This is a genomic window from Providencia xihuensis (assembly GCF_041953405.1).
GTDB classification, from domain to species: Bacteria; Pseudomonadota; Gammaproteobacteria; order Enterobacterales; family Enterobacteriaceae; genus Providencia; species Providencia vermicola.
Genome location: NZ_CP169565.1, coordinates 787069 through 812240, shown reverse-complemented (window position 1 = coordinate 812240; position 25172 = coordinate 787069). Strand labels below are relative to the sequence as shown.

The window sequence follows — 25172 nt, the reverse complement described above, 5'->3', positions numbered from 1 at the left end:
CTCCTGTGAAACTCGGTTGACCCTCTAACCATGATCAAAGGGTCAATCCACGACGGTTACGTCATTAGCGGTACTGTTTCAGTACACTGCGGCCTAGTGTCAGTATTTGCATTTCATCTGAACCACCCGATACGCGGTCAACACGCAGGTCGCGCCAGAAACGTGCGATCCGATGTTCACCCGCGATACCAACGCCACCCAGTACTTGCATCGCAGAGTCCACCACTTCGAATGCGGCATTTGCACAGAAGTATTTACACATTGCTGCATCACCTGAGGTGATCAGCCCGTTATCACTCTTCCATGCAGTTTCGTATAACATGTTGCGCATTGAATTGAGCTTGATCGCCATATGTGCAAATTTTTCTTGAATTAATTGATAACGACCGATTGCTTCGCCGAATTGAACGCGTTGGTTGGCATAACGCGCCGCATCTTCAAATGCACACATCGCTGTACCGTAGTTAGTTAGCGCCACTAAGAAACGTTCATGGTCAAACTCTTCTTTTACGCGGTTAAAGCCGTTTCCTTCGCGACCGAACATGTCTTTTTCATCCAGTTCGACGTTATCAAAAGTAATTTCACAGCAGCTATCCATGCGCAGGCCCAGCTTTTCAAGTTTGTTAACCTTGATACCTGGTTTGCTCATATCCAAGAACCACTCAGTAAAGACGGGTTTATCTGGCGAATCTGCATCGCGACTCATCACCACAATGTATGGCGTATAGGCGCTACTGGTGATAAAACATTTGCTTCCGTTCAGGTAAACTTTACCGTTACGGCGCTGATAAGTAGTTTGCAGGCTACCCACGTCAGAACCCGCGCCCGGCTCAGTAATGGCTGAGTTCCACATTTGTTTCCCCGTGCCGCGGAACGCCATGATTTTATCAATCTGTTCTTGCGTCCCTTCACGCAGTACGGTATTGAAACCACCCGGCAGTTGATACAGCACGTATGTTGGCGCACCTAAACGCCCCAGTTCCATCCACACCGCAGCAACGGTGATAAACCCTGCATCTAAACCACCATGCTCTTCTGGAATCAGCAGGTTATCGATTTCCATATCCGCTAACGCTTTGACAAAGCGTTCAGGGTATTGGCTGTCGCGGTCGCATTGTGCGAAGTAGCTTTCCCAGTTTTCACTGGCCATCAGTTCACGGATCCCTGCGACAAACAGCTCCTGCTCATCATTCAATCTAAAATCCATATCAATAACCTCTTAAATGTTGTTTCTGAGTAAATTAGTCATCTTTCCAATGCACTTTGGCATCTTTAATAAACGAGAGCGTTACCATAATGTTGACGAAAAAAAGTGGGCATCCTCCGGCAATTATCGCTGTTTGAATTGGTTTCAATCCGCCTAGAGCCAGTAAAACAATGCCGATGACACCAACTAAAACAGACCAACCGATGCGCACTAACAATGGCGGCTCTTCACCGTCTTTCACTGCGCGACAAGTCGACATGGCGAGAGTGTAAGAACAAGCATTAATTAGTGTCACAGTGGCGATAAAGCAGAGGATGAAGAAGCCCCAAATTGTTACAGTACTCAAAGGTAAGGCAGCCCATGTCTCAATGATGGCGCGTGGAACGCCAAACTCATCAATCAGTTTTGGAATGTTAATAATATTTTGGTCGACAAGTTGCAGTGTGTTACTGCCTAAAATCGTCCAAATCAGAGTGGTACCTGCGGTCAGACCCGCGACCATACCAATACACAGTTCACGAACGGTACGACCTTTAGAGATACGTGCGAGGAAAATACACATTTGAATTGCGTAGATAACCCACCAAGCCCAATAGAATACTGTCCAGCCTTGTGGGAAACCGCTTTTACCGACCGCATCTGTATAGAACAGCATGCGCGGCATATACATCATTAATACCCCGATAGAATCGGTAAAGTAGTTAACGATAAAACTTGCACCACCAACAATGAATACCCATCCAAGCATTAAGAAACTCAGGTAGCTACGTACATCACTGGCAATTTTCACCCCTTTTTGCAGACCGAATGCCACACAGATTGCGTTCAAAACAATCCAGCAGAAAATAATGATCGCATCAAGCTGTAAAGTGTGAGGGATACCGAATAAATACTGAATACATTCAGTCACTAGCGGAGTTGCTAACCCTAAACTAGTGCCCATCGCAAGGATTAACGCCACTAAATAGAAGTTATCAACAATTGTTCCGAACCAACCATTTACGTGTTTTTCACCGACCAGCGGTACTAATGTACTACTTGGGCGGATAACATCCATTTTACGTACAAAGAAGAAGTAACCAAAAGCAACCGTTAAGAAGCTATAGGTTGCCCACGGTAATGGCCCCCAGTGGAATAAGCTATAGGCAAGCCCAATACTTTTCGCCTGAGTTGAATAAGGGGCAAATTCAAAAGGCGGCGTTGAAATATAATAATAAATTTCAATAGACCCCCAAAAAAGTACCGCTGCCGATGTACACGAAGCGAACATCATGAAAATCCAGCTCGCACGGCTAAATTCAGGCTTCTCTTCCCCTAGGGTTTTTTTCGCATACGGCCCTAAAATCAACCAAAACCAGCCACCAAGCATCACGACCATATACCATTCAAATGCCCAGCCCCACACGTTTGTCACGTAGCTAAACACTTGGTTGATCACTTCATTCGAAGCATCAAGGTCACGGACGGTTAACCAACACAATAGTCCAACAATGATCAATGGAGGAAAAAACACTTTCGGTTCTATCCCACCCTTTTTATTTTCTTTGCTCATAGTTCGATCCCGATTTATTATTTAATACATAAGTTTTAAAATAGATATTATTCGCAATACCTCTCCACTTATTTATTATTTAATTCCTATAAATTTAATTAACTATTAATCCAATCACTATTCAAATCATGTCGGCTCATCATTAACAATTCTGTTATTAAGGTCACAATATTATTCGTGATAAATATTTGTTACTGTTTTTTCGTGTTTTTATTATCAAAATAACCAATCAATACAAACAGATAAAATATCTTGTAACGGCAATGTTATTAAATACCTTCAGTATTGGTGATTAGGGTAGCAATATTGAACATTTCGTCGCTAAGTTGATGATTTTTACAATATTGGTGAGTAAGGTAGCAGTATGAATATTTAAAACACGTTTAATTTCAAGTTTTCAATATTGGTGACCTAGGTTTTATTTTTAAATATCCAGTTCATGATAATTATATAATCCGAAACCAAAACGGATCATATTTATTAAATATATTTTTAGGAGATGTAATGAATATTATTACATGTTATAAATCTGTTCCTGATGAACAAGATATTATTATTAATAGCTCAGATGGCTCTTTAGATTTTTCCCGTGCGGATACCAAAATTAGTCAATATGATTTAAATGCCATCGAAGCGGCTAATCAAATTAAAGCACAACAACCCGATAGCAAAATCACAGCATTAAGTATTGGTGGCAAAGCGCTGACCAACATGAAAGGCCGTAAAGACGTGTTATCTCGCGGCCCAGATGAATTAGTCGTGGTTATTGATGACCAATTCGAACATGCCCTTCCTCATCAAAGTGCCATTGCCCTTGGTGCAGCCGCACAAAAAATAGGTTTTGACTTAATCATTTGTGGTGACGGTTCTGCTGACCTCAATGCGCAGCAAGTCAGCATTCTACTGGGTGAAAGCCTGCAAATTCCTGCCATTAATGGCGTGAAGAAAATTGTTTCTCTTGGGGCAGATAACATTGTCGTTGAGCGCGAACTTGAAGATGAAATTGAAACATTGTCGCTTCCGCTGCCAGCCATTATTGCAGTGACCTCCGATATTAACGTCCCTGTTATTCCGTCTATGAAAGCAATTTTAGGCGCTGCGAAAAAGCCAGTTCAAGCATGGGGCATCGCTGATATTGCACTAGCAGATGTCGCCGCTTTATCGGCTCAATCGATTGCAGCACCGAAGCAAAAAGTGCGTCAACGCATCATTATTGAAGGTGATGGCGAAGACCAAATTGCACAATTTGCTGAACATTTAAGAAAAATTATTTAATCGGAGGCGTCATGAGCAAATTATCAACCGTTTGGGTCTTTAGCGATATGGCTTCTCGTCTACCCGAATTGATTGGCGGAGCACTCACCCTCGGTGAGCAAGTGAATGTATTAGCATTAGATGAAGCACAAAGTTCCCAAGCATTTCAATTGGGTGCAACACAAGTCTTTCAATTAACGGGCAAACCTGATGACCGTATTTTGGAAGACTACGCTGATACCATCGTTGCGACCATTAAACAACATGGCGACAAAGGCCTGTTACTACTACCGAATACACGTCGTGGAAAATTACTGGCTGCTCGTTTAGGTGCAAGACTGCAAGCTGCCGTATCGAATGATGCGGCATCGATTGCTATCGAAGCCGACAAAGCAGTCATTAAACATATGGTCTACGGCGGCTTAGCTTTTGGCCAAGAAACCTTAAATAGCATCTTTTCCATTGCAACCGTTACCACAGGCACCTTTGAAGCAGCTGCAAGTGATGCATCACGCAGCGGGACGGCTCAAACTGCACAATGGGTCGAACCAAAACAATCTGTTGTACGTACCTCGGTTCAGAAAAAAGCAGGCAACTCCGTGGAATTAGACAAAGCTCGCCTTGTAGTGAGTGTGGGTCGCGGAATCGGCAGCCAAGAAAACATTGCCATTGCCAAAACGCTTGCGGATGCCATAGGTGCTGAAATTGCCTGCTCCCGCCCTGTCGCTGAAAATGAAAAATGGATGGAGCACGAGCGCTACGTTGGGATTTCCAACTTAATGCTCAAACCTGAACTTTACCTTGCTGTCGGTATTTCAGGGCAAATCCAGCACATGGTCGGGGCAAATGGCGCACAAACTATCGTTGCCATTAACAAAGATAAAAACGCACCTATCTTCCAATTTGCCGATTACGGCATTGTCGGTGATTTATTCAAAATTCTGCCTGCTTTAACGCAGCAATTGGCGAAATAAGCCTATCGCAGTGGAGTTGTCACTCCACTGCTTAGTATGATTTGGAGAAACTATGTCCGATGATATTTTTGATGCAATCATTGTTGGCGCAGGCCTAGCGGGTTCTGTCGCTGCACTGGTGCTTGCCCGTGAAGGTGCGCAAGTTCTCCTAATTGAAAGAGGAAACTACGCTGGCGGGAAGAACGTCACAGGTGGGCGGATGTACGCCCATAGTTTAGAACGCATTATTCCTGGATTTACCCAAGAAGCGCCTATCGAACGCATGATCACCCGTGAAAGGCTGTCATTTATGACTGAAACCGGTGCCGTCACCGTCGATTTTCAAAATAGCGCCGAGCAGAGCCCAGACGAAACATCTTGGTCTGTTTTACGGGGAAAACTCGATCCGTGGCTGGTAGAACAAGCTGAAAATGCGGGAGCGCAATGCATTACAGGTATCCGAGTTGATAAACTGGTCGAGCGGGACGGCAAAATCGTTGGTGTCGAAGCGGATGGTGATGTGCTTGAAGCCAAAGTTGTTATTTTGGCTGATGGGGTGAATTCACTGCTCGCCGAACAAATTGGCATGACGAAGCGTGTGAGCGCTGAACATGTCGCTGTTGGGGTTAAAGAATTAATCGAACTCCCTAAAGATGTTTTATGTAATCGCTTCAATATTAAAGACAATGAAGGCGTTGCATGGCTATTTGCTGGCTCGCCAACTGATGGGCTAATGGGGGGAGGATTCTTATATACCAATGAGGACACTGTCTCTTTAGGTCTGGTTTGTGGTTTGCATCATATCAAAGATGCCAAAAAATCTGTTCCACAAATGTTAGAAGATTTTAAGCAGCACCCCGCTGTCGCCCCGTTAATTGAAGGCGGCAAGATGATTGAATACGCTGCACACGTTGTGCCAGAAGCGGGCTTAAAAATGCAGTCGGAACTTGTCCGTGATGGCGTGTTAATTGCGGGTGATGCAGCGGGTATGTGTATGAACCTTGGGTTTACCATTCGCGGCATGGATTTAGCCGTTGCCTCGGGTGAAGCGGCAGCTAAAACTGTGCTTAATGCAATGAAAAAAGAAGACTTTAGCAAGCAAGGGCTCAGTGCATATCTTTCACTATTAAATGAAGGCCCACTGCGTGACATGAAGATGTACCAAAAAATGCCTGAGTTTTTGGATAACCCACGTATGTTTACCGCTTACCCAGAAATGGCAATTGGGATTGCGAAAAAATTATTTACCATTTCGGATGAAGCGCCTGTTCCACTGCGTAAAACCATGCTGCAACATGCGAAAAAAGTGGGCTTCATGAATTTAATCAAGGATGGAATTAAAGGAGTGAGAGCAATATGAGCCAGCCAGTTAACGTTGATGTCAAACTTGGTATCAATAAATTTAATGTCGATGAAGAAAATCCACATATCGTCATCAAAGAACACCCTGATATGCAAGTGCTCGACACTTTAACAAAGGCCTGCCCCGCAGGTTTATATAAAAAACAAGAAGATGGCTCAGTCCGTTTTGACTATGCTGGCTGCCTTGAGTGCGGTACTTGCCGTATTTTAGGCTTAGAGAGTGCACTCGAAAAGTGGGAATACCCACGTGGCACTTTCGGCATTGAATTTCGTTACGGCTGATTAGTATTACTCTCGAAGTTTCAAAGACTTCGAGAGTTTTATAGCGTATTTTACGCTGACACTGGGATACACAATGAAACCGAAAAGTTTTGATGATATTCAATTCTCCTCCGTGCATCGGCGGATCATGCTGTGGGGCAGCGGCGGGCCTTTTCTTGATGGTTATGTATTGGTTCTGATCGGTGTCGCACTTGAACAACTCACCCCTTTACTCAATTTAAGCAGCGAGTGGATAGGCTTACTCGGCGCAGCAACCCTTGCAGGGTTATTTATCGGTACATCACTCTTTGGCTATATATGTGACCAAGTCGGTCGACGCAAAATGTTCCTCATTGACATTGTGGCGATCGGCGTCATTTCTGTCGCCACCATGTTTGTCTCCACGCCATTGCAGCTACTTCTCATGCGCTTTTTGATTGGCATTGTGATTGGCGCTGATTACCCCATCGCTACCTCAATGATCACCGAATTTTCAAACACCAAACAAAGGGCATTTGCCGTCGGCTTTATTGCGGCGATGTGGTATGTGGGGGCAACTTGCGCCAACCTTGTGGGCTATGTGCTGTACGATGTCGAAGGCGGCTGGCGCTGGATGCTAGGCAGCGCAGTAATCCCTTGCATCGTTATTTTGATCGGTCGCTTTGATTTGCCTGAATCGCCACTGTGGTTGATACGTAAAGGGCGAATTAAAGAATGTGAAAAAATGATGGAAAAACTATTCGGGCAACCCGTGGTGTTTGAAGCGGAAGAACAGAAGAAAACACATTTCCTGCAATTATTCACTAAACGTCATTTTTCCTTCGTCTTATTTACCGCAATTATTTGGACTTGCCAAGTGATCCCAATGTTCGCCATCTATACCTTCGGCCCACAAATTGTTGGGCAGCTCGGTTGGGATCAAGGTAAAAACGCCGCACTCGGTAACGTCGTGATCAGCCTATTCTTTATGTTAGGTTGCCTGCCTGCCATGTATTGGCTCAATAAAATGGGCAGACGTCCCTTACTTATTGGCAGCTTTGCCATTATGACACTTGCACTAGCGACCCTCGGGCTATTTTCCAACCTTGGGATCTGTCTGGTGATCATTATGTTTGGGATCTACGCCTTTTTCTCTGGAGGGCCTGGGATCTTACAATGGCTCTATCCAAATGAACTGTTCCCAACGGATATCCGTGCTTCTGCCGTCGGTGTGATCATGTCAATTAGCCGTATCGGAACCATCTTTTCTACGTGGGCTCTGCCTGTGTTTATCAGTGAATATGGTATTAGTAATGTGGTATTGATGGGGGCGGGAGTGTCGTTATTAGGTTTAGTCGTTTCGATATTGTTTGCTCCAGAAACCAAAGGGTTAACGCTAGCACAAACATCAGTAATGGGAATTAGTCGTCGAAAGGAATAATTTTGTTAATGATGACAAGCAAGGCCATCCATTGATGGCCTTCTTATTTTACTCATAAAAAGGAGAGCAAATTAAACTTAACACATAGCCAGACAGTTGCATAAGCGAAAATCGCCGCGATGATATCGTCGATCATAATGCCAAAACCGCCGCCAACTTTACGGTCAAAAATACGGATCGGCCAAGGCTTCCACATATCGTAAATACGGAAAATAAAGAAAGCGGTGACAACCCACTCAAAATCCACCACAGGGATCGCCATCAACGTAATCCACATACCGATAAACTCATCCCAGACAATACTGCCGTGGTCATGAATTTTCATGTCGTCCGACGTGCGTTGGCAAATCATACAGCCAATCCAGAAGCCTGCAACAATCACCACCCATAAACTCCAAACGGGCATCCCTGACATCAATAGCCAGAATGGAATTGCAGCGAGTGAGCCCATCGTTCCAGGAACAATCGGCGATAATCCACTGCCAAACCCCGTAGCAAGTAAATGCCATGGGTTACGCATGTTTAGCCGTTTTTTCGCTTCTACTTTTTCTTGGCTAGTCGCCATAAACACCTTCCGAAACAAAGTGATCGAAACCTTTAAGGTTTACATCAACTTCTTGGTTATTGCAAAAGTAGCGGATCCCTTCGGATTGGGGTTTGATCTGCCCAATACAGGTAAAACCAGAGCCTGTATGTGCTAACGCCATTTCTAGCGCACCACGGTTGATTTCAGGTACTGTGAAGCACAATTCATAATCTTCACCGCCACTGAGCGACCATAAGCGCCCTTGTTCTACACTACAACTTTGTTTTAACGCCTCCGATTGTGGCAACGAATCTAAGTTGATCCGCGCACCGCAGCCACTGGCTTTTAAAATATGGTTTAAATCGGAAACCAAGCCATCAGAAATATCAATCGCTGAAGAGGCTAAATTACGCAGGGCTTGGCCTTGTAAAATACGCGGTTGAGGACGCAAATGGCGTGCAACTAACCACGCATTGTCTTCGGTGTTCGCAACATGCAGTCTATCTTGCAAAATAGCGAGCCCTGCCGCGCTATCCCCCAATGTGCCTGTCACATAAATCCAATCGCCATTACGCGCACCAGAACGGGACATTGCTTTACCAACTGGCACTAAGCCATGCACTGTATAGGTTAAGCTCATAGGCCCACGAGTCGTATCACCACCAATTAATTGCATTCCATAATAATTTAGTTGTTCGAACAAACTATCACTAAAAGACTGCAACCATTCACAATCGACACAAGGCAGTGTAATAGCTAAAGAAACCCATGCAGGATCAGCCCCCATTGCAGCAAGGTCACTTAAATTAGAGGCTAATGATTTGTACGCAAGGTCAGCGGGAGAAATCGTAGGTAGGAAATGAATGCCGGAAACGAGAGTGTCAGTACTCACAGCAAGTTGCTGTTTTTCCGGGATGGTCATCAACGCACAATCATCACCAATACCGATATTCACATCACGTCGGTTAGTGGTTTGACGGTTAAAGTAACGTGCGATGAGGTCAAATTCGCCATATGACATGGTAGATTTTCCGTTTTCGCTATCTCTATTTTCGTTTTAAACGAAATAAATAATTTATACTCTGAATAATTCAAGTTACAAATAGGCGGCAAATGACTGCACTTCCTAAAATAGACTAAAACCTGCATTTGAGCCAATTCTAGCCAATACACCTGTAACTTAAAGTATGACGAGCCTATAAGTACAAAGGTAGACTGAAACCCAGCCTACCTCTCGACTACTGTAGTGTTACAGGAGGGAACCCTGATATTATTATTTTTTACGACGAACCGCTGGTGCCGCTTTATCTAATACACCGTTAACGAATTTATGGCTATCTTCTGCGCCGAATACTTTCGCTAATTCAATACCTTCATTAATTGCGACTTTGTAAGGCACATCTTCACGGAAGCTCAATTCAAACATAGAGACACGTAAAATCGCTTTTTCTACCTGACCCAGCTCTTCGAGTTGACGAGATAAATAAGGCGCCATCAGTTGATCAAGCTTAGTTGCATTGGTCGCAACGCCTGATAACAGTTCACGAAAATAGTTTACGTCAACGTCTGACATGTCCTGTTCAGCAATAAACTCATATTCGACTTCAGCAATTGGATTGCCAGATAATTGCCATGAATAAATGGCCTGTACAGCACACTCACGAGCGCGGCGACGAGCAGCAGGTTTCACAAGATTCCCCTTAAATTTAAAAACTATACACAATAATTTGTGTCGCAAAGAGGTTTACACACTCTCCGCGACGTCACATTATTTGTGTATTATTTGCCTTTGATGGCTTTAATCACATTAATCATTTCAAGTGCTGTTAAGGCAGCTTCAGCGCCTTTGTTGCCCGCTTTAGTACCCGCACGTTCAATAGCTTGCTCGATATTTTCAGTGGTTAATACACCAAAAGTTACAGGCACTTCGCTATTCATTGCAACATGGGACAGGCCAGAGCTGCACTCACCCGCAACGTATTCAAAATGAGCAGTACCACCACGGATAACCGTACCTAGTGCAATAACGGCATCATATTTTTTAGTTTCAACTAGCGCTTTCGCGGTTAATGGCAGTTCATAGGCACCCGGGACCCAAACGATAGTAATGTTGTCGTTTGAAACTTGGCCAATACGCTCTAACGCATCAACAGCGCCTTCCAGCAGACTATCATTAATAAAGTTGTTAAAACGAGCAATAGCGATAGCAACACGCGCTTTCGGCGCAGCAACAACACCTTTAATTACGTTCATAGTCTTCCTCTAATATTAATTATAACCCGCGGGGCGCGGATTTTATCACATTCTTTCGTTTATCGTATGCGCGAATTTCAAAAAAACGCACTTACCAGACAGGGCGTAGCCTGACACGCAGGTCATCACCGACTTTCGTCACATCTGTAAATTCAAATCTTGGCGCATCCACCAAGGCATTTAATGCAGGGAAATCAACCAAACCACGTGCATTGTTGCCCAGTAATTTAGGGGCAATATACACAATCAGTTCATCAACAATACCCAGCTTGAGTAACGATCCCGCTAATTTGGCCCCCGCTTCTACCCAAATACTGTTTACGTTACGTTTCGCCAGCTGCATCATTAAAATAACCAGATCAGTGCCGTTATCATCAGCGGGAACGGCAATCTGCTCAACTTTTCCTTGCCATGATGTGTTTGCTTCTGGGGTTGCGCGAACTAACCAACACTCACCATCAAGTTGTGTGACTTTATGGTCAGCCGTCACGCGGTTGTGGTTATCCAGCACAATACGGATTGGCTGGCGCACTTGGCTTTCTGGGTAAACGTGTTGAATATCCGCGGGGAGCTCGTTCCAACGCACTGTCAGAGATGGGTCATCCGCAATCACAGTGCTACTGGTGCTTAAGATGGCGCTAGCCTGGGCACGAAACTCTTGGACATCTTTACGCGCCGCAGCACTGGTGATCCACTTACTTTCGCCTGTCTCTAACGCGGTTTTACCATCGAGTGAGGCGGCAAGTTTTAACTGAATATACGGGAAGCCAGTACGCATGCGTTTTAAGAAACCGCGGTTTGCCGCTTCGGCTTCCTCTAATAAAACATTACTGCGAGTTTCAATTCCCGCTTGAGACAACATGTACAGACCACGCCCAGCGACCTGTGGGTTGGGGTCTTGCATCGCGGCAACAACACGACTCACGCCTGCGTTAATCAATGCTTCTGCACAAGGTGGTGTACGGCCATGATGGCTACAAGGTTCAAGGGTGACATACGCCGTTGCCCCTTTCGCTTTCTCGCCCGCCATTCGCAGTGCATGCACTTCCGCATGGGGTTCACCCGCTTTTTGGTGATAGCCTTCACCCACAATTTCGCCATCACGTACAATCACACACCCGACGTTTGGATTCGGTGATGTGGTAAAACGGCCAAGACGTGCTAATTCAAAAGCACGCGCCATGTAAATGTTATCTTGTTCAATCATTGGCGCTAATCCTGTAATTTCGCGATTTCTTCGCCAAACTCACGCACATCTTCAAAACTACGATAAACCGAGGCAAAACGGATATACGCCACTTTATCGAGCTTTTTCAGCTCATCCATTACCAAGCTACCAATTAATTTCGACGGAACTTCACGTTCCCCTGTCGCACGGAGCTGGGACTTAATGGAAATAATAGCTTGTTCAATATCATCAGAGCTAACAGGGCGTTTTTCCAACGCTTTTTGCATACCGCGATTGAGTTTTTCTTCATCAAACGGCTCACGCACTTCATCACTTTTAATGACTCGGGGCATGACAAGTTCTGCCACTTCAAACGTGGTAAAACGTTCATGACAAAGCAAACATTGGCGGCGTCTACGGACTTGAGCACCTTCACCAACCAGACGCGAGTCGATGACTTTCGTATCTACAGCTGAGCAAAATGGGCAATGCATAGCGTTTCCTGAGTCCTATTTACGGAGGGATAGTTTACCCTACTATGCAAGAAAAAACACCTTGTAAGGTAACTTACAAGGTGTTCGTAACTCTTCATATTTCGTGTTGTGAGGGTGTTAGCTGCACTCCGATACCCTAGTCACATAGTTTACTATGTTCCTAGGGATATCGCTCGCTTGCTGCCTACTCACAACACAAACTATTTTGAGTACTAATTGGCTTAGTTATTTATCGTTTTTAAAAACTAAGGCAGTAATGACTCTTGGTCTGCGCCTTCTTTTTCGACTTTTACTTGCATCAAGTGTTCACGCTTCATACCCATCTTCAGTGCTAATGCAGAAGCCACATAAATAGATGAGATAGTACCGATAGTTACACCGATTAACATAACCAGTGAGAAGCCTTCCAACATTGCGCCACCGAACAGGTACAGCATCAGAACCACTAATAATGTGGTGGCTGATGTCATGATGGTACGGCTCAATGTTTGCGTCAAAGAGACGTTCATGATTTCGTACGGTGTACCACGACGAATTTTGCGGAAGTTTTCACGGATACGGTCGGAAACAACGATACTGTCGTTCAGCGAGTAACCAATAACCGACATCAATGATGCTACGATGGTCATATCTATCTCAATATGGAACAGAGACAGAATACCCAAGGTAATCACCACGTCATGGGCAAGAGACAATACGGCACCCGCTGCCAGACGCCATTCGAAACGGAAACCGACATAAATCAAAATACAGATAAGCGCAGTTAACAGAGCTAATGCCCCTGTTTGCGCCAGCTCTGCACCGACACTCGGCCCCACGAATTCGATTCGTTTTACAGTGGCTTTATCATCAACGTTTTGGTTGATAATCGTAATAATCTCTTTGCCGACTTCTTGACCCGCAGTACCTTCAATTGGCGGGATACGGATCATGATGTCACGGCTGCTACCAAAGTTTTGAATCAATGGGTCTTTATGGTTCGAGTTAGACAAGCTATCACGAATTTTATCCAAATCAGCAGGTTGACTTAGGTTAATCTCAATAACCGTCCCCCCAGTGAAATCTAGACCCCAGTTAAACCCTTTTAGTCCGATAATGACAACTGATGCAACCAATAACAGAGCTGAAATCGTGAAGGCAACGTTGTCCCAGCGCATAAAGTCATAGACTTTACGGCCATAGTTCAATTGTTCAACAGTATAATCCTGTGCCACAACGTGCTCCTTAAATTGACAGCTTGTTAATACGTTTACCACCATATAGCAGGTTCACAATCGCACGTGTACCTACAATCGCTGTAAACATAGAGGTTGCGACACCAATCGCTGTCGTAATTGCAAAGCCTTTAATCGACCCCGTCCCCACTGCATATAGAATGATAGCGGTGATCAATGTCGTTAAGTTTGCATCGATAATACTTGAGAAGGCACCTTTATAACCTTCATGAATCGCTTGCTGAACGGATCGCCCGTTTTTCAGCTCTTCTTTAATACGTTCGTTGATCAGTACGTTGGCATCGACCGCAACCGCAAGGGTTAATACGATACCCGCAATACCTGGCATGGTAAGTGTTGCACCTGGCAACAACGACATCACACCCACAATTAACACCAAGTTCGCTAACAGCGCGCTACTCGCAATCAAACCAAATTTACGATAGTAGATAATCATAAACAGGATAGACGCTAACAGACCCGCGATACACGCCTTCAGACCTTGCTCGATATTTTGCATACCCAGTGTTGGACCGATAGTACGTTCTTCAACGATTTGAATTGGCGCAATCAACGCACCTGCACGTAATAATAATGAAAGCTGGCGTGCCTCATTACCATTATTGATACCAGTGATACGGAATTTGCTACCAAAACGTGCAGAAATACGTGCAGCATTGATAACTTTTTCGTCTTTCACCAAGATTGAACGGCCAGTCGCATCTTTTTTACCGCTGTCTTTATATTCAACAAACAGCGTTGCCATTAGCTTGTCTTGGTTATCACGCGTAAAGTCAGACATGATAGAACCACCAGAACTATCAAGGCTGATGCTCACTTGAGGTGCACCGTTTTCATCGGCTTCAGAGGTGGAGTCAGTGATATGATCCCCCGTTAAAATAACGCGTTTATATAGGACATATGGCGCCCCTTCACGGTCATATTTAACTTCAGAGTCACCAGGTACACGGCCACTTTCTGCAGCGGATGAATCCACGCTGGTATTGACAAGGCGGAATTCTAATGTAGCGGTTGCGCCTAAGATTTCTTTAGCACGTGCTGTATCTTGAATACCCGGTAACTCAACCACAATGCGGTCTGCACCTTGGCGTTGAACTAAAGGCTCAGCAACACCTAATTGGTTTACACGGTTACGGATGATAGTAATGTTTTGAGAAACAGCATAGTTACGAGCTTCACGTAAGCGCTCGTCGGTCATCACAGCGATCATCGTGTTGTCGCTGCCATCACTAAACACGAGGTCTGGATATTTACGTGCTAGTGCTTTTTCTGCTTGGCTACGATCGTCAGCATTACGGAAGCGAACTTCAACGCTGTAATCATTGCCTTTACGAATAGAAGAGTACGCAATGCCTTCTTGACGCAGGTCATTACGCAAACCATCCATGTTTTGTTCCTGCAACTTACCTAATGCAGTGTCCATATCAACTTCCATCAGGAAGTGAACCCCACCACGCAGGTCAAGACCCAGCTTCATCGGCTCACCGCCGACAGCTTCGAGCCACTTAGGCGTCGCAGGTGCAAGGTTTAATGCAACAACATACTGGTCACCCAGTGCATTCATGATGACTTCACGAGCACGTAACTGAACATCAGAGTTGTTGAAACGGGCTAAAATTGCCCCATTTTCCAGAGAGATAGACTTACTCTCAATGTTGTCATCTTGTAACGATTTTTGGACTTGGACCAGCGTTTGTTCATTGGCGGCGGTTCCCCGCACGCCAGTGATCTGAACAGCCGGATCCTCACCATATAGGTTAGGAAGCGCATAAAGCAGACCGATGAGGATCGCAACGATCAACATCAGATACTTCCACAAAGGATAACGGTTTAGCACGGCAGTTCCCTTCGGGAAAATCAGAATTAAATTGCTTTCATTGTGCCTTTAGGTAAAACAGCAGCAACGAAATCACGTTTGATGGTTACTTCTGTGTTCTCACTCAGTTCAAGAACAACATAACCTGTTTCAGACACTTTAGTCACACGTCCGATTAAACCGCCAGTTGTTAAAACTTCATCACCTTTAGTGATAGATTCCATCAATTTACGGTGTTCTTTCGCACGTTTTTGCTGTGGACGCAAAATCATGAAATAGAAGATCAGCGCAAAAACAACAAGCATGATAACCATGGTGTATGGGCTACCTTGCGCTGGTGCACCTGCTGATGCCGCTGCTTCAGAAATAAAAAAACTCATTCAACTTTCCTCATTGTTTTATTGAAAGCAATTTTAAGTACAGACTCTAACTAATTCAGTGCGTTTATATTCGAAGTCTAACGAATAAACCAAGCTAACTATGCTACACAGATTAGCGTGATTTCGCACTTAAATTCATTCGATATTTAACGAAGGTTCAGGTTTTCCAATCTTTTGATAGAAATCTTTCGCAAACTCTTCGAAATTACCGTCTTCAATGGCTTGGCGGATACCCGCCATTAAACGTTGATAATAACGTAAATTATGGATGGTATTGAGCCTTGCGCCAAGAATTTCATTACATCTATCAAGATGATGCAAGTAGGCACGACTATAATGACGACAAGTATAGCAGTCACAATCCGCATCGAGCGTTGATGTGTCAGATTTATACTTCGCATTACGAATTTTTACCACGCCATTTGTGACAAATAAATGGCCGTTTCGTGCATTTCGTGTTGGCATCACACAGTCGAACATGTCGATACCACGACGAACGCCTTCCACTAAATCTTCTGGTTTACCGACACCCATTAAATACCGCGGTTTTTCTGCCGGAATTTGTGGGCAAACATGCTCTAAAATACGGTGCATATCTTCTTTCGGTTCGCCAACGGCGAGGCCGCCTACAGCGTAACCATCAAAGCCAATTTCCACCAGCCCCTTAACCGAAATATCACGTAAATCTTCGTAAACACTGCCTTGGATGATACCAAACAACGCATTTTTATTGTTTAACTCATCAAAACGTTGGCGGCTACGCGCAGCCCAGCGCAGTGACATTTCCATTGAGGTCTTTGCATAATCCCAATCTGCTGGATATGGCGTACATTCGTCAAATATCATCACGATATCTGAACCGAGGTCGTACTGAATTTCCATCGATTTTTCAGGGCTTAAGAAAACTTTCTCACCATTAATTGGGTTACGGAAGTGTACGCCTTCTTCTTTAATTTTACGCATCGCGCCAAGACTAAAGACTTGGAAACCACCCGAATCCGTTAAAATTGGACCTTGCCATTGCATAAAGTCATGGAGGTCACCATGCAACTTCATGATTTCTTGGCCGGGACGTAACCACAGGTGGAAAGTATTGCCTAACAGGATTTGGGCACCCGTTTCTTTCACTTCTTCTGGGGTCATACCTTTTACGGTACCGTAGGTGCCCACTGGCATAAATGCAGGGGTTTCAACCACACCGCGCTCAAACACTAAACGGCCGCGGCGTGCATTGCCATCGGTCGTTTGTAATTCATATTTCACGTTTGCCTCCAAACATCAGAAAAACAGTCTGATGTTATCGATAATATTAATTTGCTAAGCAAGCAGCCGATGCCACCGCTTATCACTGATTATTCGCCAATTTTTTCGAATTTAGCATTCGCATTGGGGGTGATAAACATCGCATCACCATAGCTAAAGAAACGGTATTGCTCAGCAACCGCTTCTTTGTACGCATTCATTGTGTTTTTATATCCAGCAAATGCAGAAACCAACATAATTAATGTCGATTCAGGCAGATGGAAGTTAGTGATGAGTGCATCAATCACCTGATATTCATAACCTGGATAAATAAAAATTTGGGTATCATCAAAAAATGGAGCAATTAAAGCATCTTGGCTGGCTTTAGCTGCGCTTTCTAATGAACGAACTGACGTTGTTCCCACTGCAATAACACGGTTACCACGCGCTTTACACGCCAATACCGCATCAACCACATCTTGTGGCACTTCCGCATATTCGGAGTGCATGATGTGGTCTTCGATGGTATCAACACGAACAGGCTGGAACGTCCCCGCGCCAACATGTAACGTGACAAACGCCATTTCGACACCTTTTTGGCGCAAAGCTTCAAGCAAAGGCTCATCAAAGTGTAGGCCAGCCGTTGGTGCTGCGACAGCCCCCGGTTTTTCGCTATACACGGTTTGATAAAGCTCTTTGTCCGCTTCTTCATCAGGTCGGTCGATGTAAGGTGGCAATGGCATATGACCAATTTGGTTCAAAATGCTCAGCACATCCCGTTCATCATCAAAACGCAGCTCAAATAAAGCTCCATGACGCGCCACCATCGTGGCGTTGACGCTTTCATCTTCACCCAGCAACAATTCAGTGCCTTCTTTCGGCGCTTTTGAGGCGCGAACATGTGCTAATACACGGTGCTCGTCCAACATGCGTTCAATGAGAACTTCAATTTTACCGCCGCTAACTTTACGACCAAATAGCCTTGCAGGGATCACGCGAGTATTGTTGAATACCAGTAAATCCCCTTTCTCCAATTTTTCTAGAACATCCGTAAAAACACCATGCGTTAGCTGCCCCGATCCGCCATCTAGACTTAATAAGCGGCAAGCGCTACGTTCAGCCTGTGGGTAGTGGGCAATCAGTTCTTCAGGTAATTCAAAAGTAAAATCAGAAACACGCATTGTATTGACATCAATCTAAAAAAAACAGGCGACTAGTCTAGTGCCGCACCGCCTTTGGCGCAAGAAATAAGCGCAAAATCGCACAAAAAACCACCATTATTTAACAAATATTTTGTTAGCAAAAAATTCTGTACGCTATTTATCCATTCGATAAATGAATTATTTCTGTTTTTCCTTTTATCTCTCAATACTCATACCTCATGAATTTCGAATTAGAGGAATTCTTTATTATTCCTCTACCAAGTAATGTCCTGTAAGTTTCGAATTCAACATAATTACTGCTATAGTTTGAGCAATCAAAAAGTTAGCTAAGCTGCGTTGCATGTCCTATGGATTTCGAATCACAGGTAGGCAGCAAGTAAAGATATCCCGATGAGCATACATGAGTATGTGATTCGGGTGGCTTTACGAAGCTAACACCCCTGTGGTTTGAAAGACGACGGACATTTTAAAGTGAATTATTTAGCGCACCTCCACCTGGCCCACCTCGCTGACAGCTCCCTGCTCGGCAATACAATGGCTGACTACGTTCGCGGCAACCCTGCGGGCATTTACTCGTCCGAAATTGTCTCTGGCATTATGATGCACCGTGCCGTCGATCGAATTACTGACACACATCCCTTAGTCAAAGAAGCCAAATTGCTGTTTCGTGAGGAATATCGGCGTGTTGCGCCGATCACCTTGGATTTAGTATGGGATCATTTTTTGTCTTTGCATTGGTCGACAATTGAGCCAGCCATTTCATTGCCTGAATTTGTGCGTTATTGTCGAAATATTATCGAACCTCAGCTTTGTCATACCCCTGAAAAATTTCAGGAGCTAAATGAGTATCTCTGGCCGCAGCAATGGTTAATTCGCTACGCAGATAAAAGCTATATCGGTAAATCCCTGAATGGGATGGCGAAAAGAAGGCCTAAACTGAGTGCGCTAAGTGGTTCATTTGATGATTTTTTATTGCAGTATAGTGAACTTGAAAATATTTTCTTTCAATTTTACCCACAAATGATGGTGAATGCGCTGCAACAAATTTTTGTACAAGATGTCACAATACAGGCAAAGGAATAAATTAATGCTTGCACTTTGGCAGAATAAAACTATCTTATTGATATTAATTTATTAAACCAGTACAATTGATAGCTAAAACCTATCACAATAATTGGTTTAAATGTCTTTATTATCAAAAGATAATTTTTTATCCTTTTGGAAGTCTATGTCCGAAAATACATAATTTTTTGTAAAATCTCTCGGACAAAAATCAAACTCATAGGAGTAAATTATGGTTCTGGTAACACGTCAAGCCCCTGACTTTACTGCTGCTGCTGTTTTAGGTAACGGTGAAATCGTTGAAAACTTCAACCTGAAAACCCACCTGAACGGCCGTCCAGCTGTGATCTTCTTCTGGCCAATGGACTTTACTTTCGTTTGTCCTTCAGAGCTGATCGCATTTGACCACCGCTATGAAGAATTCAAAAAACGCGGTGTTGAAATTGTTGGTGTTTCTTTTGACTCTGAGTTTGTTCATAACGCATGGCGTAAAACCCCAGTAGATAACGGCGGTATCGGTGAAGTTAAATACCCGATGGTTGCTGATATCAAACGCGAAATCATGAAAGCTTACGGTATTGAACACCCAGAAGCAGGCGTTGCCCTGCGTGGTTCTTTCCTCGTTGACAAAAACGGTGTTGTTCGTCACCAAGTGGTTAACGACCTGCCATTAGGCCGTAACATCGACGAAATGCTGCGTATGGTTGACGCACTGCAATTCCACGAAGAGCACGGTGATGTTTGCCCAGCTCAGTGGGAAAAAGGAAAAGAAGGTATGAATGCTTCTCCAAAAGGCGTTGCTGACTACCTGACCAAAAACTCTGCAAAACTGTAATCAATCGATTTAGTTTTTCGAAAGCGGGCACTGCCCGCTTTTTCTTTTCATAAGCTCGTCCTAAGAAACATCTCAAACAACCCCAAAATCTCCCTTATCATTTATCTCTGACTATAAACCTTTCCTTATTTATATTACCGTTACAATTAGAATCATTTAATTACAAATAAATAACAAAACTAGGTATCGGAAAATGAAATTAAAACTCATCACCTCAATCGCTCTCATCAGTGCATTACTTGCAGGATGTGATAGCAGCCAAACCGCATCAGAAAGTAACTTCAAAAAGTCTATCCAAGATTACCTCGATACTAAGAAAGCGATTTGTATCAATGTAGATCCTATGCCAGCAGGCTTTATCACCAAATTCAGCTACCGTAATATTGAACAACTGGATACTTTAGTGAATGCAGGTTTACTGGCAAAAAGCGAAAAACAAGTCACCGTGAAAGATATGTGGAGTGGAGAGCAAGTAGGGGATGGCGTCGAATATACATTGACCAGTGAAGGGCAAAAATTTTATAACGAGAAGCAAGCCCAATCTTCAGGCCGTGGCAGTTTCTGCACGGGTAAGTTAGTCGTTAACGAAGTCACTAATTTTACTGAGCCAGCTGAGCGCGGTGGTCAGCAGATTTCTATCGCCAACTACACGCAAAAACTGGAGGATGTTGCTGCATGGGCAAAAAATGAAAAAGTGATTGCGGCTTATCCTCAAATTAAATCAGCACAAACACATGCTGAACGTGCACAGCAAAGCCCTCTCATTTTAACCAATAATGGTTGGGTCCACATGGCATTGTTTAATAAGAAATAATATACTTCATGGGCTCTTTTTGAGCCCTTTTCCTATCCATATTTAAATCCTGCTTATTGATAAATAACCCTACCCAGTTAACACTTCTTAACTCAAATATTCAACGTTCTGCACTATTGTATGCTATACATTAAAAACACAAATAATTAACAAATTATTCATATTATTGATTTGTGTTACATCAAACTTTACCTTAACTGGGAGATACGAATGATCAGAACATCATTACGCCCTGCTGCATTATTGCTTTCCTTATTATTTTCAAGCCAACTCTTTGCTGCATCAGAACCTGCCGTTGAAGCCAAAAAAGGCATGGTCGTTTCATCTCAACATTTAGCCTCACAAATTGGCGCAGATATCTTGAAATCAGGCGGAAACGCTGTGGATGCTGCAGTGGCAGTTGGCTATGCCCAAGCCGTTGTTAACCCGTGTTGTGGCAATATTGGCGGTGGCGGCTTTATGACCATTCACTTGGCTGATGGCAAAGACCTCTTCATTAATTTTAGAGAAACCGCCCCTGCCGCAGCAAGCGCTGACATGTATCTTGATAAAGACGGTAAGTTAATCAAAGACGCAAGCCTGTATGGCTACCTCGCTTCGGGTGTGCCGGGTACCGTAAAAGGCCTTGATTACGCATTAGAAAAATACGGCACGATGAGCCGCCAACAAGTGATGGAGCCTGCAATTAAGCTTGCCAGAGAAGGCTTCACCCTAACCCGTGCAGATACCGATGTGCTGGATACAACCACCGAGCGCTTTAAACAAGACCCTGAAGTTGCGCGTATATTCTTAAAACCTGATGGTAGTGCTTTCCAGCCCGGTGACTTATTGGTACAAACCGATTTAGCCAATACCCTTGAAAAAATTGCCAAAAATGGGCCGTCCGCTTTCTATGAAGGTGAAATACCAAAAGCGGTCGAGGAGGCGTCAAAGAAAAATGGTGGCATACTCACCGCGAAAGATTTTGCCGATTTTACTATCACGGACACAACACCAGTTAGCTGTACCTATAGAGGCTATCAATTTATTTCTGCGCCACCGCCAAGCTCTGGTGGTGTTACTATCTGCCAAACCTTAAATATTTTAGAGGGTTATGACCTTAAAGAGATGGGTTTTAATTCTGCTGAGTATATTCATACCCTAACCGAGGCTATGCGCCACGCCTATATGGACCGAAATACGTTTCTTGGCGACCCTGAGTTTGTGGATAACCCAACCGAAAAATTGTTAAGCAAAGCCTACGCCGAAGAGCTGCGCAAAGAAATCAAGCCAAACCAAGCGACACCTTCAACACAAGTTCAGCCAGGTATGGGGCCTCATGAAAAGCCAGAAACAACGCATTACTCGGTTGTTGATGAAAAAGGAAATGCCGTTTCAACTACTTACACAATCAACGGTCGATTTGGCTCCGTGGTTATCCCTCCAGGAACAGGTTTCTTCCTTAATGATGAAATGGACGATTTCACCACAAAAGTTGGAGAGAAAAACCTTTATGGCTTAGTACAAGGTGAACGAAATTCTATCGCGCCGGGTAAACGTCCACTTTCATCAATGAGCCCAACTATTGTCACCAAAGACGGCAAAGTATTCTTAGTGCTTGGCTCACCGGGAGGCTCACGGATTATTTCTATCACCCTGCAAACTGCTTTGAATATCATTGACCACGGTATGCCACCACAAGAAGCCGTCAATGCACCGCGTATTCACCATCAATGGCTACCTGATGAGGTATATTACGAAGAGCGCGGTGTGTCGAAAGATAGCTTAGCCCTCCTCGATAAGATGGGCTATAAAATGGTTGAGCAAACACCTTGGGGCGCCGCTGAGCTAATCATGGTTGCTATCCCTGATGGTGCTGGCGTCAGTGCTAAGTCATCGGGTAATGACTCCGCCGTTTCTGGTAAAGTCCGCGAAGGCTTTATTTACGGCTCTAATGATGTTCGCCGACCAGCAGGTAGTGCGGTAGGCGTGGATTAATTCAGCGTAATAAAACCAAGCCCTGTACTATCATGGGCTTGGTTAAACCCGAATATTCCTTAACTCATCGATAATGCTAGGTTTTTTTTCAATAAGAAATAAAATTTTAAGTGCCATGCCCGATGGGAATCTACGCTTTTGCTCCCAACTACGGACTAAATCCACACTTGAGCCAATCGCCTCAGCAAACTCTTGTTGCTTCATTCCAGTATGTTTGCATCCGCTAGTGCGACTTATCGTGTCACCATATTCATAATTTTCTAACAAAAATGTCTGAAATAATTGAAACTCATCATCGTCCATCAATAACTTTCGCTCACGACTAAATACTGTCGTTTCAATAAGCTCTAAGTAGTTCATCTGCACCTCCTTGCGCATACACACCACTTCATTCGTACCGAGTACTAATTTCAACAAAAAAACTCTACATTTATTTGGTAAGTACATTTCAGTTTTGAAAACACTCAAAAAGAAAAAGGGAGCCAATCGGCTCCCTTTTATTTGATAATTCAGATAATTAAGCTTGCTTATGCTGCACTGATGGTGACACCACTTTGTCACAGACAATCGCGACAACTAAGACAACAAGCGTAGGTAATACCCAAACTAAATCTTGTTTATACAATGGCATCGCTGTCATCCACTCTGGGATATAGACTTTCAAATGTTCGGACGCTTTCACCGCACCAATTAAACCGACCACAAAGCTTACCAGCATCGTTGGGGCTATCACCACCGTTGGATTTTTCCACCATTTCAATGTAAAGCTCAGTAAGATCAAGACAATACAAGGTGGATAAATTGAAACCAGTACAGGTAATGAGAAGGCAATTAATTTACTCAAACCTAAGTTTGAGATGACCATAGAGAAAATACCTAAGATCAACACCAGCTTACGGTAAGAAATTGGCACGTAGCGGCTAAAGAACTCTGCACAAGCACAGGTCAAGCCAACCGCAGTCACCATACAAGCCACAAAAATCAATACCGCAAGGAAGAAGCTACCGTAGCCACCAAACGTGTATTGCACATAAGTATGTAGGATATCCGCACCATCTTCTGGATTTGGGATCAACGAGCCACTGTTTTCACCCAGTTTAAACAAGGATAAATACACCAGCGTCAACAGTACCCCAGCAATTAAGCCTGCCCACATGGTGTAGCGAGTGAGTAATGATGAGTTTTCGATACCCCTTGAACGCGCCGCATTCACGATAACAATCCCAAACACCATCGCCCCGAGGGTATCCATAGTGAGGTAACCGTTAATAAAGCCATTTGAAAAAGCCATATCACGGTAGTCTACCGTCGACGGAATTGGATCGCCCGCAGGCCACATCACCGCTGCAACACCCAAAATAGCCAATGCCAGCATTTTAACAGGCGCCAAAATGTGCCCTACGCTATCCAGCAGTTTCCCTGGATATAGCGAAATACCAATTACCAACACAAAATAAACCGCGCTATAGATAAACAGTAACATATCAGATTCGCCACCAAATAATGGTGCGATCCCGACTTTATACGATACTGTTGCGGTTCTTGGTGTGGCAAATAACGGGCCGACAGATAAATAAGCGACTACCGCTAGCAGTAAACCCGCTGTTTTCCCAACTGGCGAACTCAGGGCTTCAATTCCGCCCCCAACTTTCGCCAATGCAATAACTGTTAATACAGGTAGACCCACACCCGTGACTAAAAAGCCAAGTGCGGCGGTCCAAACTTGTTCCCCTGCCTGTAAGCCAACCATCGGAGGGAAAATAATATTTCCTGCCCCGACAAATAACGCAAAGGTCATAAAACCTAATGCGATGATATCTCTTGATGATAAACGATGAGCCATATTATGTTAATTTTTAGTAGCGAAAATAAAAAATTACGGATATGCACTTAGCAACCCTTTGAAATATATATAGCGAGATAGAATTCTGATAAACATACTGTTAACAATATAAAAAAGTATGCCTGCTTGCCTATGACAAAACGAAAAATCAAAAAACAGAAAAAATCGCCAATAACTGACAACAAGTAGAACTTTTATAGGGCAAAAAGGCAATAGCAAACCCGAAAACAAGAGGAAATAACTAAACTAATTTTCAGAACCAGTGATTCCTTTCAGTAAAATCACAATACTCGTTATATGATTTGTTCGAAAAATAATCAACTCATCATTTTGTCATTCATTTTTTTTACTAACT

At 43.9% G+C, this 25172-nt stretch carries 24 protein-coding genes; 9 read left to right on the top strand and 15 right to left on the bottom strand.

Translation table 11 applies throughout. The features are described 5' to 3' along the window. Nucleotides 1-64: 64 nt before the first annotated feature. Complete coding sequence (gene caiA, locus ACE2AL_RS03475; RefSeq protein WP_102139025.1) at nt 65-1207, bottom strand: crotonobetainyl-CoA dehydrogenase; 1143 nt, start codon at nt 1205-1207, stop codon at nt 65-67. 34 nt (nt 1208-1241) lie between these two features. After that, the gene (gene caiT, locus ACE2AL_RS03470) at nt 1242-2759 is read right to left on the bottom strand and encodes an L-carnitine/gamma-butyrobetaine antiporter (RefSeq protein ID WP_272538992.1); all 1518 of its coding nucleotides are present in this window, start codon (nt 2757-2759) and stop codon (nt 1242-1244) included. A gap of 504 nt (nt 2760-3263) precedes the next feature. Here caiT and fixA point away from each other — a divergent pair. The 5 genes from fixA to ACE2AL_RS03445 all read left to right on the top strand — a co-directional run bounded on the left by fixA (nt 3264) and on the right by ACE2AL_RS03445 (nt 8009). Beyond that, nucleotides 3264-4034 (top strand): putative electron transfer flavoprotein FixA, encoded by a 771-nt coding sequence (gene fixA, locus ACE2AL_RS03465; protein ID WP_272538991.1) that lies wholly within the window; start codon nt 3264-3266, stop codon nt 4032-4034. Between the two features lie 11 nt (nt 4035-4045). Continuing rightward, the gene (locus ACE2AL_RS03460) at nt 4046-4987 is read left to right on the top strand and encodes an FAD-binding protein (protein ID WP_206084576.1); all 942 of its coding nucleotides are present in this window, start codon (nt 4046-4048) and stop codon (nt 4985-4987) included. Nucleotides 4988-5039: 52 nt separating this feature from the next. After that, nucleotides 5040-6326 (top strand): FAD-dependent oxidoreductase FixC, encoded by a 1287-nt coding sequence (gene fixC / locus ACE2AL_RS03455; RefSeq protein WP_349415735.1) that lies wholly within the window; start codon nt 5040-5042, stop codon nt 6324-6326. Further along, the gene (gene fixX, locus ACE2AL_RS03450) at nt 6323-6610 is read left to right on the top strand and encodes a ferredoxin-like protein FixX (protein WP_206084574.1); all 288 of its coding nucleotides are present in this window, start codon (nt 6323-6325) and stop codon (nt 6608-6610) included. The genes fixC and fixX overlap by 4 nt, the downstream gene beginning before the upstream one ends. Nucleotides 6611-6683: 73 nt before the next feature. Continuing rightward, entirely contained in the window at nt 6684-8009 is a 1326-nt protein-coding gene (locus tag ACE2AL_RS03445) for an MFS transporter (RefSeq protein WP_206084573.1), read from the top strand. A gap of 52 nt (nt 8010-8061) precedes the next feature. On the opposite strand, the gene pgpA is transcribed toward ACE2AL_RS03445, so the two are convergent. The 11 genes from pgpA to queA form a co-directional block, all read right to left on the bottom strand. Further along, on the bottom strand, nt 8062-8574 hold the full coding sequence (pgpA, locus tag ACE2AL_RS03440; RefSeq protein WP_272538988.1) for a phosphatidylglycerophosphatase A: 513 nt from the start codon (nt 8572-8574) through the stop codon (nt 8062-8064). Continuing rightward, on the bottom strand, nt 8564-9556 hold the full coding sequence (gene thiL / locus ACE2AL_RS03435; RefSeq protein WP_272538987.1) for a thiamine-phosphate kinase: 993 nt from the start codon (nt 9554-9556) through the stop codon (nt 8564-8566). Before thiL ends, pgpA begins: the two co-directional genes overlap by 11 nt. 252 nt (nt 9557-9808) lie before the next feature. Beyond that, nucleotides 9809-10225, bottom strand: a complete 417-nt coding sequence (gene nusB, locus ACE2AL_RS03430; protein WP_036958557.1) for a transcription antitermination factor NusB — start codon at nt 10223-10225, stop codon at nt 9809-9811. 89 nt (nt 10226-10314) lie between these two features. Continuing rightward, on the bottom strand, nt 10315-10788 hold the full coding sequence (gene ribE / locus ACE2AL_RS03425; protein ID WP_206084570.1) for a 6,7-dimethyl-8-ribityllumazine synthase: 474 nt from the start codon (nt 10786-10788) through the stop codon (nt 10315-10317). Nucleotides 10789-10879: 91 nt separating this feature from the next. Next, nucleotides 10880-11992 carry a bifunctional diaminohydroxyphosphoribosylaminopyrimidine deaminase/5-amino-6-(5-phosphoribosylamino)uracil reductase RibD gene (gene ribD / locus ACE2AL_RS03420; protein WP_272539039.1) on the bottom strand — a complete coding sequence of 371 codons (1113 nt, stop codon included), beginning with the start codon at nt 11990-11992 and terminating at the stop codon, nt 10880-10882. Between the two features lie 8 nt (nt 11993-12000). Then, entirely contained in the window at nt 12001-12450 is a 450-nt protein-coding gene (nrdR, locus tag ACE2AL_RS03415) for a transcriptional regulator NrdR (protein WP_206084569.1), read from the bottom strand. Nucleotides 12451-12695: 245 nt separating this feature from the next. After that, nucleotides 12696-13664 carry a protein translocase subunit SecF gene (secF, locus tag ACE2AL_RS03410; protein ID WP_206084568.1) on the bottom strand — a complete coding sequence of 323 codons (969 nt, stop codon included), beginning with the start codon at nt 13662-13664 and terminating at the stop codon, nt 12696-12698. Between the two features lie 10 nt (nt 13665-13674). After that, entirely contained in the window at nt 13675-15522 is a 1848-nt protein-coding gene (secD, locus tag ACE2AL_RS03405; protein WP_272538985.1) for a protein translocase subunit SecD, read from the bottom strand. 26 nt (nt 15523-15548) lie between these two features. After that, on the bottom strand, nt 15549-15881 hold the full coding sequence (gene yajC / locus ACE2AL_RS03400; protein WP_004905542.1) for a preprotein translocase subunit YajC: 333 nt from the start codon (nt 15879-15881) through the stop codon (nt 15549-15551). A gap of 135 nt (nt 15882-16016) precedes the next feature. Beyond that, a complete protein-coding gene (tgt, locus tag ACE2AL_RS03395) occupies nt 16017-17144 on the bottom strand; it encodes a tRNA guanosine(34) transglycosylase Tgt (RefSeq protein ID WP_219245724.1) in 1128 nt (375 codons plus the stop codon). Nucleotides 17145-17233: 89 nt separating this feature from the next. Then, on the bottom strand, nt 17234-18304 hold the full coding sequence (gene queA, locus ACE2AL_RS03390) for a tRNA preQ1(34) S-adenosylmethionine ribosyltransferase-isomerase QueA (protein WP_206084565.1): 1071 nt from the start codon (nt 18302-18304) through the stop codon (nt 17234-17236). 453 nt (nt 18305-18757) lie between these two features. Between queA and ACE2AL_RS03385 the strand changes: the two genes are divergently transcribed. The 4 genes from ACE2AL_RS03385 to ggt all read left to right on the top strand — a co-directional run bounded on the left by ACE2AL_RS03385 (nt 18758) and on the right by ggt (nt 22974). Next, nucleotides 18758-19369 carry an ACP phosphodiesterase gene (locus ACE2AL_RS03385; protein WP_206084564.1) on the top strand — a complete coding sequence of 204 codons (612 nt, stop codon included), beginning with the start codon at nt 18758-18760 and terminating at the stop codon, nt 19367-19369. 211 nt (nt 19370-19580) lie between these two features. Continuing rightward, complete coding sequence (locus ACE2AL_RS03380; RefSeq protein WP_219245721.1) at nt 19581-20183, top strand: peroxiredoxin C; 603 nt, start codon at nt 19581-19583, stop codon at nt 20181-20183. A 193-nt stretch (nt 20184-20376) separates the two neighbouring features. Further along, on the top strand, nt 20377-20997 hold the full coding sequence (locus ACE2AL_RS03375) for a hypothetical protein (protein ID WP_206084562.1): 621 nt from the start codon (nt 20377-20379) through the stop codon (nt 20995-20997). 210 nt (nt 20998-21207) lie between these two features. Further along, nucleotides 21208-22974 (top strand): gamma-glutamyltransferase, encoded by a 1767-nt coding sequence (gene ggt / locus ACE2AL_RS03370; protein WP_206084561.1) that lies wholly within the window; start codon nt 21208-21210, stop codon nt 22972-22974. Between the two features lie 42 nt (nt 22975-23016). Here ggt and ACE2AL_RS03365 read toward each other — a convergent pair whose 3' ends face one another. Together ACE2AL_RS03365 and brnQ are read right to left on the bottom strand one after the other, a co-directional pair. Further along, the gene (locus tag ACE2AL_RS03365) at nt 23017-23334 is read right to left on the bottom strand and encodes a DNA-binding transcriptional regulator (RefSeq protein ID WP_272681901.1); all 318 of its coding nucleotides are present in this window, start codon (nt 23332-23334) and stop codon (nt 23017-23019) included. A gap of 157 nt (nt 23335-23491) precedes the next feature. After that, nucleotides 23492-24817, bottom strand: a complete 1326-nt coding sequence (gene brnQ / locus ACE2AL_RS03360) for a branched-chain amino acid transport system II carrier protein (RefSeq protein ID WP_206084559.1) — start codon at nt 24815-24817, stop codon at nt 23492-23494. Between the last annotated feature and the right edge of the window lie 355 nt (nt 24818-25172).